Source organism: Actinoplanes lutulentus (assembly GCF_003259845.1).
GTDB classification, from domain to species: domain Bacteria; phylum Actinomycetota; class Actinomycetes; order Mycobacteriales; family Micromonosporaceae; genus Actinoplanes; species Actinoplanes lutulentus.
Map to the genome: position 1 here is coordinate 47,754 of NZ_QLMJ01000017.1, position 15,560 is coordinate 63,313.

17 protein-coding genes are annotated in these 15,560 nt (G+C 68.9%); 6 read left to right on the plus strand and 11 right to left on the minus strand.

The genetic code is table 11. The annotated features are described in order from the left end of the window. Genes B0I29_RS31165 through B0I29_RS31175 form a run of 3 tightly spaced genes read left to right on the plus strand, consistent with a single transcriptional unit; the run spans position 1 to position 2,722 of the window. Positions 1-852, plus strand: coding sequence for a radical SAM protein (locus B0I29_RS31165; RefSeq protein WP_181558058.1), 852 nt, complete (start codon positions 1-3; stop codon positions 850-852). Beyond that, complete coding sequence (locus B0I29_RS31170) at positions 837-1,796, plus strand: phosphotransferase (RefSeq protein WP_111652703.1); 960 nt, start codon at positions 837-839, stop codon at positions 1,794-1,796. Before B0I29_RS31165 ends, B0I29_RS31170 begins: the two co-directional genes overlap by 16 nt. Continuing rightward, positions 1,793-2,722, plus strand: a complete 930-nt coding sequence (locus tag B0I29_RS31175; RefSeq protein WP_111652704.1) for a hypothetical protein — start codon at positions 1,793-1,795, stop codon at positions 2,720-2,722. Before B0I29_RS31170 ends, B0I29_RS31175 begins: the two co-directional genes overlap by 4 nt. Here the strand turns inward: B0I29_RS31175 and B0I29_RS45995 are convergent. The 3 genes from B0I29_RS45995 to B0I29_RS31185 form a co-directional block, all read right to left on the minus strand. Further along, positions 2,695-2,847, minus strand: coding sequence for a hypothetical protein (locus B0I29_RS45995; protein ID WP_181558059.1), 153 nt, complete (start codon positions 2,845-2,847; stop codon positions 2,695-2,697). The two genes, B0I29_RS31175 and B0I29_RS45995, sit on opposite strands and share 28 nt — an antisense overlap. A gap of 168 nt (positions 2,848-3,015) precedes the next feature. Beyond that, complete coding sequence (locus B0I29_RS31180) at positions 3,016-4,182, minus strand: RtcB family protein (protein ID WP_111652893.1); 1,167 nt, start codon at positions 4,180-4,182, stop codon at positions 3,016-3,018. Positions 4,183-4,250: 68 nt separating this feature from the next. Continuing rightward, on the minus strand, positions 4,251-5,201 hold the full coding sequence (locus B0I29_RS31185; RefSeq protein WP_111652705.1) for an NADP-dependent oxidoreductase: 951 nt from the start codon (positions 5,199-5,201) through the stop codon (positions 4,251-4,253). A gap of 93 nt (positions 5,202-5,294) precedes the next feature. Here B0I29_RS31185 and B0I29_RS31190 point away from each other — a divergent pair, with 93 nt between their 5' ends. Then, entirely contained in the window at positions 5,295-5,858 is a 564-nt protein-coding gene (locus B0I29_RS31190; protein WP_111652706.1) for a TetR/AcrR family transcriptional regulator, read from the plus strand. Between the two features lie 78 nt (positions 5,859-5,936). Here B0I29_RS31190 and B0I29_RS31195 read toward each other — a convergent pair whose 3' ends face one another. Next, positions 5,937-6,608 carry an enoyl-CoA hydratase-related protein gene (locus B0I29_RS31195; protein WP_111652707.1) on the minus strand — a complete coding sequence of 224 codons (672 nt, stop codon included), beginning with the start codon at positions 6,606-6,608 and terminating at the stop codon, positions 5,937-5,939. A gap of 156 nt (positions 6,609-6,764) precedes the next feature. Here B0I29_RS31195 and B0I29_RS31200 point away from each other — a divergent pair, with 156 nt between their 5' ends. Then, positions 6,765-8,342, plus strand: a complete 1,578-nt coding sequence (locus B0I29_RS31200; RefSeq protein ID WP_111652708.1) for a GAF domain-containing SpoIIE family protein phosphatase — start codon at positions 6,765-6,767, stop codon at positions 8,340-8,342. A gap of 115 nt (positions 8,343-8,457) precedes the next feature. Further along, positions 8,458-8,787, plus strand: coding sequence for an STAS domain-containing protein (locus B0I29_RS31205; RefSeq protein ID WP_146616937.1), 330 nt, complete (start codon positions 8,458-8,460; stop codon positions 8,785-8,787). A gap of 28 nt (positions 8,788-8,815) precedes the next feature. Here the strand turns inward: B0I29_RS31205 and B0I29_RS31210 are convergent, their stop codons facing one another. The 7 genes from B0I29_RS31210 to B0I29_RS31240 form a co-directional block, all read right to left on the minus strand. Then, positions 8,816-9,439, minus strand: a complete 624-nt coding sequence (locus B0I29_RS31210; protein ID WP_111652710.1) for a dihydrofolate reductase family protein — start codon at positions 9,437-9,439, stop codon at positions 8,816-8,818. Beyond that, positions 9,439-9,903 carry an SRPBCC family protein gene (locus B0I29_RS31215; RefSeq protein ID WP_111652711.1) on the minus strand — a complete coding sequence of 155 codons (465 nt, stop codon included), beginning with the start codon at positions 9,901-9,903 and terminating at the stop codon, positions 9,439-9,441. Before B0I29_RS31215 ends, B0I29_RS31210 begins: the two co-directional genes overlap by 1 nt. Positions 9,904-9,907: 4 nt before the next feature. Further along, positions 9,908-10,252: an ArsR/SmtB family transcription factor gene (locus B0I29_RS31220; RefSeq protein WP_111652894.1), complete on the minus strand. Its 345-nt coding sequence runs from the start codon at positions 10,250-10,252 to the stop codon at positions 9,908-9,910. Positions 10,253-10,295: 43 nt separating this feature from the next. Beyond that, complete coding sequence (locus B0I29_RS31225) at positions 10,296-10,652, minus strand: hypothetical protein (RefSeq protein ID WP_111652712.1); 357 nt, start codon at positions 10,650-10,652, stop codon at positions 10,296-10,298. Positions 10,653-11,281: 629 nt separating this feature from the next. Then, entirely contained in the window at positions 11,282-11,923 is a 642-nt protein-coding gene (locus B0I29_RS31230) for an NADPH-dependent F420 reductase (RefSeq protein ID WP_111652713.1), read from the minus strand. 242 nt (positions 11,924-12,165) lie between these two features. Then, on the minus strand, positions 12,166-13,587 hold the full coding sequence (locus B0I29_RS31235) for a DUF6461 domain-containing protein (RefSeq protein WP_183192743.1): 1,422 nt from the start codon (positions 13,585-13,587) through the stop codon (positions 12,166-12,168). Between the two features lie 300 nt (positions 13,588-13,887). Next, positions 13,888-15,351: a hypothetical protein gene (locus tag B0I29_RS31240; RefSeq protein ID WP_111652715.1), complete on the minus strand. Its 1,464-nt coding sequence runs from the start codon at positions 15,349-15,351 to the stop codon at positions 13,888-13,890. Between the last annotated feature and the right edge of the window lie 209 nt (positions 15,352-15,560).

Here is a 15,560-nt window from a genome sequence, read left to right on the forward strand (position 1 = left end):
GTGAGCGCGACGTTCGCAAGAACACCTGTCTGGATCTGGCTCGACAGTTCGGCGACATGCAATCTCTCCTGCCAACTCTGTTATACGACTCCGATGCGATCCGCCTCTTTCATGCGGATGAATCTGTTTTCCGCGATCGTCGACGCGGTCCGGGCCGCGCCCGTCGAGGTGATGAAGTTCCATCTCAACTGGAGGGGTGAGCCCGCGAGCAATCCCCGTCTCGCGGCGATGCTGTCGGCCCTCACGCGCCACCCCTGGCCGGTCGAGTGGCACACGAACGCCACCATCATCACGGACCGGAACGCACCCGCGATCATCGATTCTCACCCCGGCCAGCGGGTGATGATGTCGCTGGACGGCGGCGATCGCGACTCGTTCGAGAAGAATCGCGGCGCCGGCGCCTGGCCGAAAGCGCTGCGTGGCGCGGAGGCGCTGCTCGACGCGAGAAACGGGCGCGCAACGCCCTTCATCGGCATTTACCAACTCGATCTTGGCGTCGACCCGGAATCGTACGACGAACGATTCGTCAGAATCACCGAACGGGTCGACAGCCACGTGGTGGAGAAACCCGTCGACCTCGACGGCGCGGTCATCGGGCACCAGCCGCTCGCGATACCGCGCGGACCGTGTTTCTGGCTGGGCAACGTGCTCGCCATCGACGTCGACGGCTACGCCTGGACCTGCCTGCTCCGCAAGGGAACGCGGCTCGGCTCGGTCGTGGACGAGGGCGTGATGGCAGTGCTCGACCGGGCGCGCGACCTGCGTCGCCGCGTCACGGCCGAGACCCGCGCGGTCGTGCCGGGCTGTTCGAGCTGCCACAAGAAGGAGGGGCATGCATGGGTGCCGGCGTAACGGCGACAGCCGCGCGCGCCAGGGCCTGCCTCACGCGTCACGGTTACCGCGTCGCCGCCCTGGAGAGCATCCCGTCCGGCGCGGGGACACGGCGCTACCTGCGCGCGTCGACCGATCGCGGGTCGATCATCTGCTGTGTCCTCGATCCGGCCGGCGGCCAGGCCGGGGCGCTGCGCTTCGGCACGATCCGGGACTGGCTCTGCACGGCGGGTCTTCCGGTGCCCGCCGTGCTGGCGTACGACCGGTCAGCCGGAGTGATGCTGCAGTCCGATCTCGGTCGTACCCGGCTCGATGATCTTTTCGCCGCGGGCGAGTGTCCCGGAGTCGCGCGATCGGCCCTGACGATTCTGGCGACGATGAACGCCCTTCCCCTCGGCGCGGCGCCCGATCTCCCCCGCCGGGGCGCGGTGGAGTTGTCCGTCGCGCTGGAACCGTTCCTCGAGTGGTTCCTGCCGTCCGGCGAGCCGGTCGTCAGGGCGCTGGCCGCGGAGCTGGCCGGGCAGCCCGCGTGCTTCCAGCACAACGACTTCCACGCCGGCAACCTGATCGTCGGGCTGGACGGCCGGCTCGGGGTGATCGATTTCCAGGATGCGATGGTCGGGCCGGCCTCGATCGACCTCGCGACGTTCGTGTTCGATCCGGCCGTCCGCAGACCCTCCTCGGCTCGCCGTGCCCTTCTGGACGAGGCCTTCGGCATCTGGCGGCGAGCCGGTCTGACCCCCGATTCGCCGGAGCTCTTCGTCAGCCGGATCCACGTGGCCGCCGCGCATCGGCTGCTGCAGCTCGCCGGTGTCTGCGCGCGGCTGATCCACCGGGACCGGAAGGAGCGCTATCGGCGGGAGCTGCGCAATGCGCTGTGGTACCTCGGTGACCTGCCGGGCACACATCCGGCCACCGCGGCGGTTCGGGAGCTCGTCGGCTCGGCGCCGGCCGGTGTGGCGTGACGGCTCGTGAAGCCGGGGACGGCACCTATTCCGGGCTCTGTGCCTATCTCGGGGTCGACGAGCCGGTGCTGAGAAGGCACGAGCGGGCCTACGCCGAATCGCTCCGCCGGCTCGTCGAGAAGAACGGGATCACGGTCTCCGGCCCGACGACGCGCGACGTCCTGGACGCGGTATCGGTCTTCCAGCGCGGCATCGGCGAGCTTCGCACGGACGGGATCGCCTGCGCGGACACGCTCTGGGAGCTGCACCTGGGTGCAGCGGACGACAGGGACCTGGTGCCGATCGTCCGATCCGAGGTCGACGTCCGTGTCTCGCCGTCCGGCTCGCACGGCCATGACGCGCTCTGGCTCCGCGCCGACGCCGCCCACGCGTTCCGCGCGCTGCGGGACGAGATGGTGTCGGCGGGCGCGATCGTCACGACGGCCGGCGGGGTGCGCCGGCCGGACGCCCCGGTCACCTCAGGCCGGTCCGCGGCGTCCATGCACTACGCGGGCCTGGCCTTCGACCTGTGGATCGCCGACGGGATGCGGGACCCGCACACGGACCCGTACCTCGTGACCGAGCAGCCGGGTGAGTGGCGGGTCTGGGCCAGGACCGCGCGGGGCCGGCCCCGCACCCTCGACGCGGTGGTGCACGAGGGGGCGGCGACCACATCGGTACGGGTCACCGCCCGCGTCGTCGACTTCACGGCTGCGGCGGCGGGGCACGGGTTCGCCCCGATCGGCCCCCGCCCCGGATTCCCGGCGGATTATCTGTGCGCCGAGTGGTGGCATTTCCAGTACCACCGCAGCCTGCACTTCGGGGTCAGCCAGTTCGGCATCGAGATGCTCCGCACCGGACGTTTCGACATGGACACCCTCCGCGCACGGGATCAGCTCTGGGCACATCGGAAGCTGATCTACGGCCGGCGAGGCGGCTGGTCCTGACCGTCGTCGCCGGCCCGGCCCCGCCATCGCCGGGCGGCGGCGGCTACCAGACCGCCGATCCGCCCGGCATTGGCGACGATGCTGAGCACGCCGGCCACAAGAGTGAGAATTTCATCGATGGGCATTTCGCCTCCAGGGGCGCTACAGCGTCGGTGTGACGATGCAGAGCATGGAGGCGGAGACCGCCGCCCTTCGAGTTCCGGCCGAGCCGGAGGGGAAACGCTCACAGAGACCGGCGATGCGGCACAGGATCCGGGAAACTCACGCAGCCTCCACGATGTCCCCGGCCGGCGTCAGTCGCCCTTGACGTTGACGATCTGGCGCAGCGTGTGCCGGATCTCGACGAGCGAGCCGGCGTCGTTCATCACCACGTCGATCGGCTTGTACGCCTGCGGGATCTCGTCGAGGAACGCGTCGGTGTCGCGGTACTCGATGCCCTTCATCGCCTCGCGCAGCTGCTCGCGGGTGAAGGTCTTGCGGGCCTTCGACCGCGAGTAGTTACGCCCGGCGCCGTGCGGCGACGAGTTCAGCGCAACCGGGTCACCCTTGCCGACCACCACGTACGACGCGTCACCCATCGAACCCGGGATCAGGCCCGGCCGGCCCTTCTCCGCGTTGATCGCGCCCTTACGGGAGAGCCACACCTTCTTGCCGAAGTGGGTCTCCTGCTCCGTGTAGTTGTGGTGGCACTGCACCCGCTCGAGCTCGCGGACCGGCCCGCCGACGAACGCGGCGAAGCAGTCGATCACCCGGTCCATCATCTCGTCCCGGTTCGCCAGGGCGAAGTCCTGCGCCCACCGCAGCTCACGGATGTAACGCCAGAACTCCTCGGTACCCTCGGCCAGGTACGCGAGATCCGGGTCTGGCAGGCTGATCCACCAGCGCTTCATCGCCTCCTGCGCCACCTTGATATGATGCGTGGCGATCTTGTTGCCGACGCCGCGCGACCCGGAGTGCAGGAACAGCCACACCGCGCCTTTCTCGTCCGCGGTCACCTCGATGAAGTGGTTACCGCTGCCCAGCGTGCCGAGCTGCAGCGTCCAGTTCCCCGCGTACCGTCCCGGATCAAAACCGGCCTTGTCCGCCTTGACGGTCAGCTCCTCGACCCGGCGCGCGGCCGTCTCGGTGAGCACCGTGTTGTACGAGCCCGCCGAGAGCGGCACGGCCCGCTCGATCGCGGTACGCAGATCGGCCAGCTTCGGCCCGAGATCATCGCGGTGGTACTGGGTCCGCACCGCCGCCATGCCACAGCCGATGTCCACGCCGACCGCCGCCGGGATGATCGCCCCGAGCGTCGGGATGACCGAACCGACGGTCGCGCCCTTACCGAGGTGCGCATCGGGCATCAGTGCGATGTGCGGAAAGATGAACGGCAGCGTCGACGCGGTTCGGGCTTGAGCCAGGGTGCCCTCCTCGATCAGGCTGGCCCAGTTGATCAGACGGTCGTTGACGCGCTCCATGACACTTCCCTCCCCGGTCTCTCCGGTCGCCGCCACGGTAACCGCCAAGATCGCCCCCGCGCCTCTGATTAAAGGCGCGAACCCGTGCGGGCACGCCGGACAGAGTCCACCGTCAACACGATCTTGCCGCGACGGGATCCCTGCTCCGCCAGCTCGTGGGCGTCGGCCGCCTTCGCCAGCGGGAAGGCGGCGTCGATCGGAACGGTGAACCGGCCCCGTGTGAACAGGTCGGCGGCCACCGCCAGGCCGTGTCCGCCGTCGGGCTCACCGGCGAGCTGCCCCATCGACAGACGAACGCCCAGCTCACGAGCGGTGAAGTCGGCCAGGGTGAGCACTGCGCCCGGGTCGCCGGTCAGCCCGATCAGCTCGGGCACCGATCCGGCCCCGGCAACGTCCAGAGCCCGGTCCACCCGCCCGGTGACCCGGCCGGCGAGTCCCGGACCGTAGGTGATCGGCGCCGCCCCGAGCCTCGCCAGGAAGTCGTGGTTGGCCGCACGAGCGGTACCGACGACACGGACGCCGCGAGCCACGGCCAGCTGGACGGCGACGCTGCCGACACCACCCGCGGCACCGTCGATCAGCAGTGTCATCCCCGGCTCCAGATCCAGCAGGTCGAGAGCCCGGGTGGCCGTCTCGACGCTGGAACCGGCCGCACCCGCCTGCTCCCACGGCATGCCGGCCGGCTTGTCGGCCCACAGGTGTAGCACCGCGAACTCCGCGCTGGCGCCGCCGAGCTTCGCCAGATCCACCACGCCGAAGACCTCGTCGCCGGCGGCCACCCCGCCGACGCCGTCACCGATCTCGTCGACGACACCGGCCGCGTCGACACCAGGGATGTGCGGCAGTGTCAGGCGGGCGCTCATCGGCGTACGACCCGACCGGAGGGCCGCATCGGCCGGTGAGACGCCGGCGGCGCGCACGCGTACCCGGATCTGGCCCGGCTCCGGCCGCGGCGCGGGCGCCGTACCGAGCGCAAGGACCCGCGGGTCACCGAATTCCTCGAACCGTACTGCGAACATCGAACGCTCCTTGACGTGGCTGCGTCGTACCGTAAGCCGGAAACGGAGCGGGTGTTCCGCCGAGCGTCGAAGTGAGAAGGACAGCGGCAGCAGATGTCTCAGAACCAGCGTTCCGATGCCCGTTCCAACCGCGAACGGGTCCTTGCCGCGGCGCGCGAGACGTTCGCCGACGCCGGGCTGGACGCACCCATGCGGGAGATCGCCCGGCGGGCGGGAATCGGCGTGGCAACCCTGTACCGGCACTTCCCGTCACGCACCGAGCTGATCACGGCGGTGCTCGCCGAACGCGTCGAGGCCTGCAACCAGCAGGTACGCGCGGCCCTCGACGACCCGGACCCGTGGCGTGCCCTGGCCGGCACGATCCTCACGTTCGCCGACCGGCAGATCCACGACCGGGCGCTCAACGAGGCGCTGCTGGGGTCGGGCGACGCCTTTCCGAAGGAACGTCAGGAACACTCCGAGGCGCTGAACATCCTGGTCAGCCGCGCCCGGTCGGCCGGAGTGCTCCGCGAGGGCGTCGACGCCGACGACGTCCGAGCCGGGCTGCTCGCGCTCGCCTCGCTGCACCGGCTGCCGGCGCCGGGCGGCGCCCGCATCATCGGCAAGCTGGCCGCCCTCGTCCTCGCCGGCCTCCGCGCGCCGGCCGTCCCGGCCTAGGCCTATATGGCTTTTCGGGCCTACACCCACTGTGGATGTGACCACGCCCGCAGCGGGTGTAGGCCCGAATTCGCTATGTCACGCCAGCGGGTTGTCGGTGTCGCGCAGCAACTCCAGCGCCGGGGCGTACATCCGGGCCTTGATCGTGCCGAGCACCGAGCCGGCCTTGCCGGCCTGCGCCGCCGCGATCTCGATCGCGGCCGACCGCACCTCGTCCTCGCCGACCGCCCTGTCGACGATCGCGGCGGCGGCCGCGTCCGACCCCGAGTACCGGCGGGCGGTGACCATCGACTCGTGGGCGGTCGCCGGGGACAGACGGGCCTGGATCAGCGCGGACATCGCCCGGGTGAACGGGATGCCGATGTCCGCCTCCGGCAGGCACCAGAAACCGCGGTCGGCGCGCATCACCCGGAAGTCGTGGGCCAGCGACAGCATCGCTCCGGCCGCGAACGTGTGACCCTGCAGCGCCGCCACGGTCACCACCGGCAGTGCCAGGAACCGGGCGAACAGGTCGTGGACGCTGATCACGTAGGCGTCGTACTGGTCGCCGTTGACACCCAGCCAGGCCAGGTCCAGGCCGTTGGAGAAGAACTTGCCGGTCGCCGCGGTCACCAGGGCGGACGGGTTCGGCGCCTTCTCGACCTCGTCGAGGGCCGCGTTCACCGACGCGATCCAGTCGGGGTGGAACCGGTTCTCGCCGTCCCCGAGGTCGAGGATGAAGACATCGTTCTGACGATCGAGGGTAGGCATCGACGGCTCCGGGGTGTTTGCGCGGGTTGAACCAGCCCGATGCTACTCATGGGTAACTTAAGAGACAAGCGAACGACACGGAGGCCGCGTAAAAACCGGGGGTTCCGGGAAATGCCCTACCGTCACAGGCGAGAAGGTACGGCGTAAGGGGACTGAGTGCAGACGTCTGGTGACCACATCCCCCTGCACGCTCTGCGCCGGACCGGCCTGCAAGCAAAGCCCGACCCCGCGTTCGACCGGTTCGCGAGCATCGTTCAGCGGACTCTCGGCGTCCCCGTCGCGCTGGTGTCGCTGGTCGACGACGTCCAGCAGGTGTTCCCCGGGGCGTGCGGGCTGGCCGAACCCTGGCAGCAGCAACGATGGACGCCGCTGTCGCACTCGTTCTGCCAGCACGTCGTCACCAGCGGCGTACCCCTGGTGATCACCGACGCCCGCACCGACCCGCGCGCCGCCGGGAACCTCGCCGTCACCGAGCTGGGCGTGGTCGGGTACGCCGGCATGCCGCTGACCGACGCCGACGGTCACCTGCTCGGATCCCTGTGCGCCATCGACACCTCGCCGAGGCAGTGGACGACCGGCGAGCTCGACCTGCTCGCCGACCTGGCGGCAACCTGCTCGGACAGTCTGCGGCTGCGCATCGCCACCGTCGCGGCCGGCGACCGGGAAGGCGCCACCGGCGCCGCTTTCGACCGCAGCCAGCTGCTGCTGCGCGCCAGCGTCGCCCTGGCGAACACCACCACGGTCGCCGACGTCGTGGACATCGTCCGTACCCTGGTCACCGGCACCCTGGACCCGGACTACGTCGGGGTTTCCCCGCTCAGCCCGACCGAGGCGACGTACCAGGAGATGGGCTGGCAGGCCGCCGTCAGCGTGCCGCTGCCCGGGCCGGCCGGCCCGATCGGCACGCTCACCTTCGCCTGGAAACAGCCCTATCCCCTCGACGACGCGGAACGCACGGTGCTCGCCGCCCTCGCCGGTTACGTCGCACAGGCCCTGCTGCGCGCCGACTACCTGTTCTCCCGGGAACAGGTCGCCACCCTGCTGCAACAGGCCATGCTCAGCGACCTGCCGGAGGCGGCGCCGTTCGAACTGGCCGCCCGATATGCCCCGGCCACCCGCGGCGAGCACGTCGGCGGCGACTGGTACGACGTCGTCCGCGTGAAGGACGAGCATTTCGCGCTTGTCGTCGGCGACGTCGCCGGACACGACATGCGCGCCGCCGGCCGGATGGGACAGCTGCGCAGCATGCTGCGTGCCTACATCATCGACCGGCAGGAACCGCCGTCCGCGCTGCTGCGCCGCCTCGACAACGCCATGCGGATCCTCGACGACCACTTCCCCACCACCGCGGTGCTCGCGTACGTCGAACCGGACGCCGCCGGGTACCGCCTGCAATGGGCCAACGCCGGGCACCCCACGCCGGTACTGATCGAACTCGACGGCACGGTGACCCCGCTGACCGGCCGCGACATGCTCCTCGGCGTACGCCACCACACCTCACGCAACGATCACACCCGCACGCTTCCACGGGGTTCGACGGTGCTGTTCTACACCGACGGCCTGATCGAGACCCGTACCGATGTCATCGACGTCCGTAAACGCGAACTGCACCGGGTCCTGCGCGGCCTGGCCACCGCGCCACTCCCCGACCTGCTCGACGAGACTCTGACCCGCCTCGCCGGCGACAACCACGAGGACGACGTGGCCCTGCTCGCCCTGCGTGTTCCGCGCTGACGCCGTTTGCACTCGGCCCCGGCAGGGCAAGAAGCAGAGCTGAAGACCCATAGAGCTCCACCAGGCGTCGCGGTGCCAGCAGGCCGAGCGCGTGATCCACGACGTCAGGAACAGCATGGCCGAAACACCCCTGTGGTCGAGCCGTCTGCACGACGAAGGCACCACCCGCATCGTGGCCCTCGGCGGCGAACTCGATCTCGCCGCGGCCGACGAACTCCGCCTCACCCTGATCGATCAACTCGACCAGCCCACCGCCGAAGCCGTCGTCGCCGACCTGTCCGCGGTGATCTTCCTCGACTCCGCGGCTCTGGGCGCGCTCGTCGCCGCCCTCAACCACTGCCATCGCACCGGCAAGTCGTTCACCATCACCGGCGCGAGCCCCAGCGTCCGCCAGGTCCTGGACATCACCGGCGTCTACCAACTGCTGATCGGCAACCCCGATTAAAACCCTTCTGGGTACGCCCAAAGAGCGCCTACCTCGCGCGCACGACATAGGTGAGGTGGGTGACCCGGTCCGACGCCTCCGAGCGAACCTGCTCCAGTGCGACCCTGGACGCGTCCACACCCTCGAACAACCGGACACCCGCGCCGAACAGCACGGGCGACAGCGCGATCGTGAACTCGTCGACCAGCCCGGCGTTCACTGACGAAAGGATCGTCTCGCCGCCACCCGCGATGCGCACGTCGCGGTCGCCGGCGGCCTGGCGGGCCTGGTCGAGTGCGGCCTCGATGCCGTCGTTGACGAAGTGGAAAGTGGTGCCACCCGCGCGTACCCAAGGGTCTCGCTTTGTCTGTGTCACCACGAAGACCGGCGTGTGGAACGGCGCGTCCTCCGGCCAGGCGTGCTCGCCGGCGTCGAACATGCGCTTGCCCATCACGCTCGCGCCGGTGCGCTCGAACGTCTCCCGCAGGATGTCGTTGTCGCGCCCCTCCTCGCCTCCCCCGCCGCCGAACTTCAGGTTTTCCCGGAAGAACCGCTGCGGGAACACCCACCCCTGCAGTTCCATCCACTGCTTGCCCATCAGCTCCTCGGGCGACGACGGCGCGATGAAGCCGTCCAGCGACATCGAGACGCTGAAGAACACCTTGCCGGCCATCAGTTGATCTCCTCGACGTAGGCGGCCAGGTTGCCGAGAGTCTGCTGTCCGCCCTCGATCGCGTGGTATTTCTCGACCGCTTCGTCGCGCAGTTCCTTGGTGGGGAACACCGTGCGCATCACGATCCGGGTCGCCGCGCCCTCCACCTCGAAGGTCAGGACCGACACGAAGGCGTTCGGATCGTCGCGGGACTCACCGTGCAGCAGCGCGATCCGCTCCGGCACGACGATCTCGGTCCAGGTGATCCACTCGGCGTAGTCCGTGCCGTCCGGCCCGTGCATCACGAAGTCCCAGACACCACCGGCGTGGAATGCGAAGGACCGCGTGGTGGTGGAGAATCCCTCCGGACCCCACCACTGAGACAGGTGCCGGACCTCGGTGAACGCTGCGAACACCAGCTCCCGAGGCGCGTCGATGACCCGGGAGATCACCACCTCCCGGTCGGCTGTCCGTGTTTCTGGCATCGCCCTAATCCTCCTGCTGCTGCGTCTGCTTGAGGTCCTGCACGTAGGTTTCCAGGCGGTCGAAACTCCCGTTCCAGAACCGCTCGAACCCGCCGACCCACTCGTGAATCGGCCGCAGCCCCTGGGCGTCCAGGCCGTAGAGGCGCTGCTTGCCCACCTCCCGGACCCGGACCAGCCCGACTTCCCGGAGCACCCGCAGGTGCTTCGACGCCCGGGGCTGGCTCATCCCCAGCTCCTGCGCCAGGTCAGTGACCGGCCACTCACCCGCCCGCAACAGCGCCAGAATGTCCCGCCGCTGAGGCTCGGCGATCGCGTTGAACGCGTCCGAGGTCGTCGCTGCTCGTGCCATGCCAGCCATCATATTCCCATAACGGAATGCGTCAAGGTCGCGTTCAGCGCTCGCGACTCAGATACCGAACCGGCTTGCCGAGCGCCTCCGCGTAGGCGATCTCCCGCCGGGTCGACTCACCGACGTAGCCGCCCGGATCCACGATGTACACCTCGTCAGCCATGCGAATCTTCTGGAAGTGAACGCGGCCAAGGCGCCCCTTCAGGTCCTCGCTGTCGACTGCCCAGTCGTAGCCCGGCAGATCGGGAAGGCTGAACATCCCGAGGCTGATCACGACGCAACCTTCCATCGTGAGCCGCTGATTGACCTGCGCGAACTCAGCCTCAAACTTGATCGATCCGCAGAGCGTGACGACCTTCGCCCCACCCTCGACCGACCGCGGCGCCTGCTGACCCTCCATGAGGTTCATGATCGCGGAACGACAGGACGGGCTAGGTGCGGGCCTCCGTGACCGAACCGGGCGGCAGGTGGCCCGACCAGGACGACGTCATGCGAGTCGCCGCCGCATGGAGCATCGATCCGCACGCGCTCAGCGTGATCTAATCGAGTTCCCGCCCCGGCCTCATCGGCCACCTCACCTGACAAGGCCGCCCACCGGGGGTCGGGACATCGACTACCAGATCCGACCTTGACCCACGAATCCTGCGACCACTCCTGTGTGAACGTAGCCCGACCAAGCCGCTGAACAGCAAAAACGCAGCTTCGGCCTGCTCAGCCGCCGTCGCCCAACGCTACCGAACGCCGTTCAGCGCTGCTCGACGCTGCCGATTTCAACCCCGCCTGCTCCCCGCCCCGATCACCGGTTTGGGAGCAACGCCGCACCGACCACCCCACCAGCGTCGAGGTGGTGATCAGCCTCACGCTGTTCCATCACGCGGGGCCCGCGCCCTCCGCCCTGGTGGCCGACGACGCCGCGTACCGGAAGGCTGGTCCGGTTCGCTGTGGAGCGACCGGGTCGGTGCATCCAGCCCGGCGAGTGAGGGTTCCGCTGCACCACACCGGCGGGTCGTGCGGCGGAACCCTCGTGGGTCAGATCGTGCGTGGAGCCTTCGCCAGGTTCGCTTCGAGCTCGGCCTTGTCCTGCCGGGAGACATACGCCGGACGGTCGCGCTCGACCCGCCACGACTCGCTCAGAGGGCTTACGTCGACCGTATCGAAACCGATCCGGTCGTAGAGGTCAGTGGCGAAGGCGACAGCGTCGGGATGATCCGAGGACACCACGAGTGCGCGCCGTCCGTGCGTACCGGCCGGGGAGCCGGTGGTGGTGATGTCGACGGCGGTGATGTGGTTGAACGCCTTGACCACCTTGGCATCAGGCAGGTGCTGTTGCAGCAGGCCCGAGGTGGTTGCCTCGCCGCGGTCGAGTTCCCCGAAGCGGCCGTCGCGCTCCCAGTAGTAGTTGTTGGTGTCGAGCACGATCTTCCCGGCCAGCGGCTCGACGGGAACGTCCTTGTACTTACCGAAGGGCACGGTGACGACCACCACGTCACCGGCAGCAGCGGCCTCCTGCGCCGTCGCCGCCCGCGCGGACGGGCCGAGGTCGTCGATCAGGGCGGTGAGCGTCTCGGGTCCACGCGAATTCGCGATCACCACGTCGTTTCCCAAAGCGATCACTGCTCGAGCGACCTGGCTCCCGATGTGCCCAGCCCCGATGATTCCGAAAGTCGTCATGGCGAGCAGTAACTCCGGCGTACCCGAGCCTATTCCTTCGAGAACGATCGAGCGGATGGGTTTTAGTGCGCAAGCCCCTGACCCAACAGAGATCAAGGTCCTCGGCCTGATCACATGGGCATGTCCACCGCCGAGGTGGTACGTCTCCGGCTGGAGGGAAGCCCTTGTATTCACAATCTTGATTGGACGGATCTTAGAGTGAGCCGATCGTTGCCGGGTCCTCGGCTGCCCCAGTCGGCTGCCTACGTCCCGTTTCGTTGCTGCTCGCGCACGTGCTCGCGGGTCTCGCGCCAGCGGCGCGCTCGGTCCCGTTCCGGTGGTTGTTCGGGGATCTCGACGTCGGCGAGCTCCGGAAAAGCCTGCCGAACGGCGGGTACGATCTCGGCGATACCGGTGCTGCGGAACCCTGCCAACTGGGACATCAGGATGCAGGTCATCGCGCCCGGGTCGATGCTCCTGCCGGGCTGGAATCGAAGCGACCGGAAGGCCCGCCGGCCGGGGCCCTCACGGCGATCGTCCGGGCTCGACGAGTCGAGGTGCTGTTCGGCCTTTCGTAGTTCCGCCTTGGGGATCGGAGCGCCGCGGTGCAGGGCGTTCCGGACAGGTGCGAACCAGGGTTCGTTCAAGATCCCGGCCTCCGCGAAGGGCTGGTCACGAAGCCATCGGATCAATCGGTGGTGCAGTTCGGGCGAAGCATGAGCGACCGCTCGCAGGAAGGCGGGATCCGCGGTGAACAGTTGGAGGCCGTAGTGCCCGGTCGCTCTGACTCGTTTGTCGGTGACGCCCATCTCGAACCATGCGAAGCGGTCCGGGTTGTTGTGGTCCGCCGGGTCGTCGGCATAATCCGCCAGCAGCTCCCGCAACTCGATCAGAAACGATCCGGCCGCCGACGGATCGAGCGCGCCTGAGCCCCAGCCACTCGGCCCGGGAACGGCGGCACATCGGTAGGCCGTGCTGTCCAACAGCTCGGGCGTGATCCGCACGCCGGTCAGGCACTCCATCAGCGCCAGTGTCCGCTGCCCATACAGGCGGTCATACGGCACGTCGTCGCTTCGTTCCACCGTGAAGCCGAGCTGGGTGAGCGTGTCGTTGAGCTGATCCGGACTGCTGCCCTCCCGTAACGCCGGGGATTCGGGTTCGAGTACGACCAGCATGTCGCCGTCACGCGACCAGGAGAAGCGGGATGTGCCGTGCTCGTGGTAGTCGAAGCAGACCATCTCACCGCTGGTCGACAGCATCCGGGCGACGGCCGGGATGGCGCACAGAGACCCGAGCGGTTCTACGATCAGCGTCCAGGAACCGACGCGAGCGGCCGCGACGAACGTTAGCCCTGTTGTCACGGTGGCGTCGAAGGTATCCGGGTCCGGCAGCGAAATCGCCAGGCCGGCGGCCGGTTCCAGCAACGCCGTTCCGATGATGTCCACCGGGTCCGGGCCGCCCAGTTGAGCGATGACGTCGTCCGGTGCGAGCCCACGCACCAGAGCCAGATTGAAGCTGAAACCGAGCGTCTGAGTCTCCACGAGCCACGAGTAGTCCTCGGCTGCCGGTGCCACTGATCCACCCTGCCCCAGCCGTTCACCGACCGTGTAGAAACGGCCGATCCAGCCCCGCCAGTGATCGCGGGCCTGCGTCGGCCGGTTATGAATAGAAACGACTGAGGACACGGTAAGCCTTCGCACACGCCGCGCCCCCGGGTGGGCAGCTACGTGGTCGCGAGCGGCGCGCCGGTTCTCGTACCCAACAGCGGTTCGCAGCCGCCCGGTTCAGCTCAGGAACGGAGCGACTGCGAAGCGGAGCGCTTCTTGGAAAAGGTGCTCGGGAGTGCCGACTGGTGGAAATTGCCCGCCCCCGAGCGGCGGTCCATCGGCCTACCCTCGATCGCCGCTCGCGCCCACCAACGAAACGAAGCCCACAAGGCTGAGCAGCCGCTGGCCGCAGGGCATCGAACGCCTCCCGCTCGGCGGTCATCGGGCAACGCCCCATTGCGCCACAACCGGCAGGACCCCCATCACGGTCAAGGCCTCGACCGCCTCCCCGAGGGGCACGGTATGAAACCCGCTGGGTCTGCTCAACTTGTGAGGCAGCAGGATCCGCTGCTCCACCCCGAGTGCGGTCCTCCCGATCACGGTCACGTCGCCGCCCCCGCCTCCCGGCTCCGTCTCGATGCTGATGGACCGGCCCTGATCCTCGGGGTCCTGTACCCTCCAGCGAGCTCCGACCGAGTCGCTGGCCGCGGTCGCCGTCCAACCAGGAACCCGCAGCGCGATCAGTGCCCGCAGTTCGGCCTCGATGCTCGACTGCCTCGACGGGAACAGGACGTGTACGGCCGCTGTCGCGGAGAAGCCAGGTGCCGGGATCATCCCGTCCACGTGCAGCTGGCGCACTATCAGCTCACGCGTGTCGGCGTCGAACAGCCGTGGGTCATCAGGGAAGGTCCACGCGGACGTCCACGGAACGTTGCCGCCACCGCGGAACACCTTCAGACGACGGGCCCCGGGTACGACCCACACGTAGCGGCCCGGCGCCTCGTTCTCCGCCGTCGGCTCCTTGACGGCGACGTCCTCCGGCTCGGTGCCCTCCTTCGGCGTCCATGAGGCAGGCGCCGCCGCCCGGATCACTTCGGTGAGCGCGCTCACGGCGTTCATGACGACAGCGTCGTTCCTGAAATTCCATGGTCCGCGTGGGCCGACGCTGCGGGCCACTTCGCGGCGTAGCGGCTCCTCCCCGCTCGGTGGCGACGCCAGGTTGATGCCGAGCGCCACCCGCTTGCCCGCGTAGCAGATCAGACTCTTCTCACCCGGGATCCACTCGTTCTCGACCGCCTCCCGCAACTCGGTGTACTTGGCCCGCACCGCGTTACCGAGGGAGAACAGGTCCAGCGCCTCCGAGCCGCCTTCGACCCCGGCCGCGATCACCTCGGTGAGATTGCTGGTCAACGGGTCGATCTCGCTGCTGAACAGCATGCTCCGCCCGCCCGCCAGCAGCGACACCCGGTCCGGCTCGGTGTCGGCCAGGAGGAGGAAATGCGACGCCGCGGTACTGATGTCCGGGCAGTCCAGCAGCACCACCAGCCGCGTGGCAGCGCTGCCACGCATGATCTCCGCGACCGTCGCCAGCTCGGACTGGTCGCCGACCGGGCCGGTTGCGGCGTAGAAGAACAGCAGGGTGTCGGAGACCTCCGCGGCAGCCCGGCACACCGCCTCGATCACCTCGGCCGGAGGCGAATCACCGACCAGTTCCACGACCCCCGTCATCTCGAAGGCCTGGTGGACCGGCGAGACCAGGACCTGACTGAATCGCTTCGTCCCTACCTCGGCCGACTCCCAGCCACGGCCGAAGCGGTAGTCGGCGTCCGGCTCCGGGACGTCACGGCCGACCAGCACTGCCCGGGAGCCGGCGAGCACGGGCAGGAGCGGGTTCCGCGTCATGCCTCCATGATGGACCAGCTCTGCCAGGCCGCCCGGCAGTGACCCGACGTGAGCCATGGGTGGACACGAACCGCCGCGACCTTCCGCTCTGGCGCTTCGCCCGGCTGAGGCTTCGCGGTGCGCTGATCCCGTACCCAAGCAAGAAGCGCGACGGGCGCGCGGAGCGCGCGCGAGCCGACGTTCTTCTGACCCGCGTCCCCGGCGGTTTC

What these genes read in the sequence shown, in the direction of transcription:
- B0I29_RS31170 (WP_111652703.1), top strand. Translation starts at nt 837, where the DNA reads ATGGGTGCCGGCGTAACGGCGACAGCCGCGCGCGCCAGGGCCTGCCTC.
- B0I29_RS45995 (WP_181558059.1), bottom strand. Translation starts at nt 2,847, where the DNA reads ATGCCCATCGATGAAATTCTCACTCTTGTGGCCGGCGTGCTCAGCATC.
- B0I29_RS31180 (WP_111652893.1), bottom strand. Translation starts at nt 4,182, where the DNA reads ATGGAGCGCGTCAACGACCGTCTGATCAACTGGGCCAGCCTGATCGAG.
- B0I29_RS31185 (WP_111652705.1), bottom strand. Translation starts at nt 5,201, where the DNA reads ATGTTCGCAGTACGGTTCGAGGAATTCGGTGACCCGCGGGTCCTTGCG.
- B0I29_RS31190 (WP_111652706.1), top strand. Translation starts at nt 5,295, where the DNA reads ATGTCTCAGAACCAGCGTTCCGATGCCCGTTCCAACCGCGAACGGGTC.
- B0I29_RS31195 (WP_111652707.1), bottom strand. Translation starts at nt 6,608, where the DNA reads ATGCCTACCCTCGATCGTCAGAACGATGTCTTCATCCTCGACCTCGGG.
- B0I29_RS31205 (WP_146616937.1), top strand. Translation starts at nt 8,458, where the DNA reads ATGGCCGAAACACCCCTGTGGTCGAGCCGTCTGCACGACGAAGGCACC.
- B0I29_RS31210 (WP_111652710.1), bottom strand. Translation starts at nt 9,439, where the DNA reads ATGGCCGGCAAGGTGTTCTTCAGCGTCTCGATGTCGCTGGACGGCTTC.
- B0I29_RS31215 (WP_111652711.1), bottom strand. Translation starts at nt 9,903, where the DNA reads ATGCCAGAAACACGGACAGCCGACCGGGAGGTGGTGATCTCCCGGGTC.
- B0I29_RS31220 (WP_111652894.1), bottom strand. Translation starts at nt 10,252, where the DNA reads ATGGCACGAGCAGCGACGACCTCGGACGCGTTCAACGCGATCGCCGAG.
- B0I29_RS31225 (WP_111652712.1), bottom strand. Translation starts at nt 10,652, where the DNA reads ATGGAGGGTCAGCAGGCGCCGCGGTCGGTCGAGGGTGGGGCGAAGGTC.
- B0I29_RS31230 (WP_111652713.1), bottom strand. Translation starts at nt 11,923, where the DNA reads ATGACGACTTTCGGAATCATCGGGGCTGGGCACATCGGGAGCCAGGTC.
- B0I29_RS31240 (WP_111652715.1), bottom strand. Translation starts at nt 15,351, where the DNA reads ATGACGCGGAACCCGCTCCTGCCCGTGCTCGCCGGCTCCCGGGCAGTG.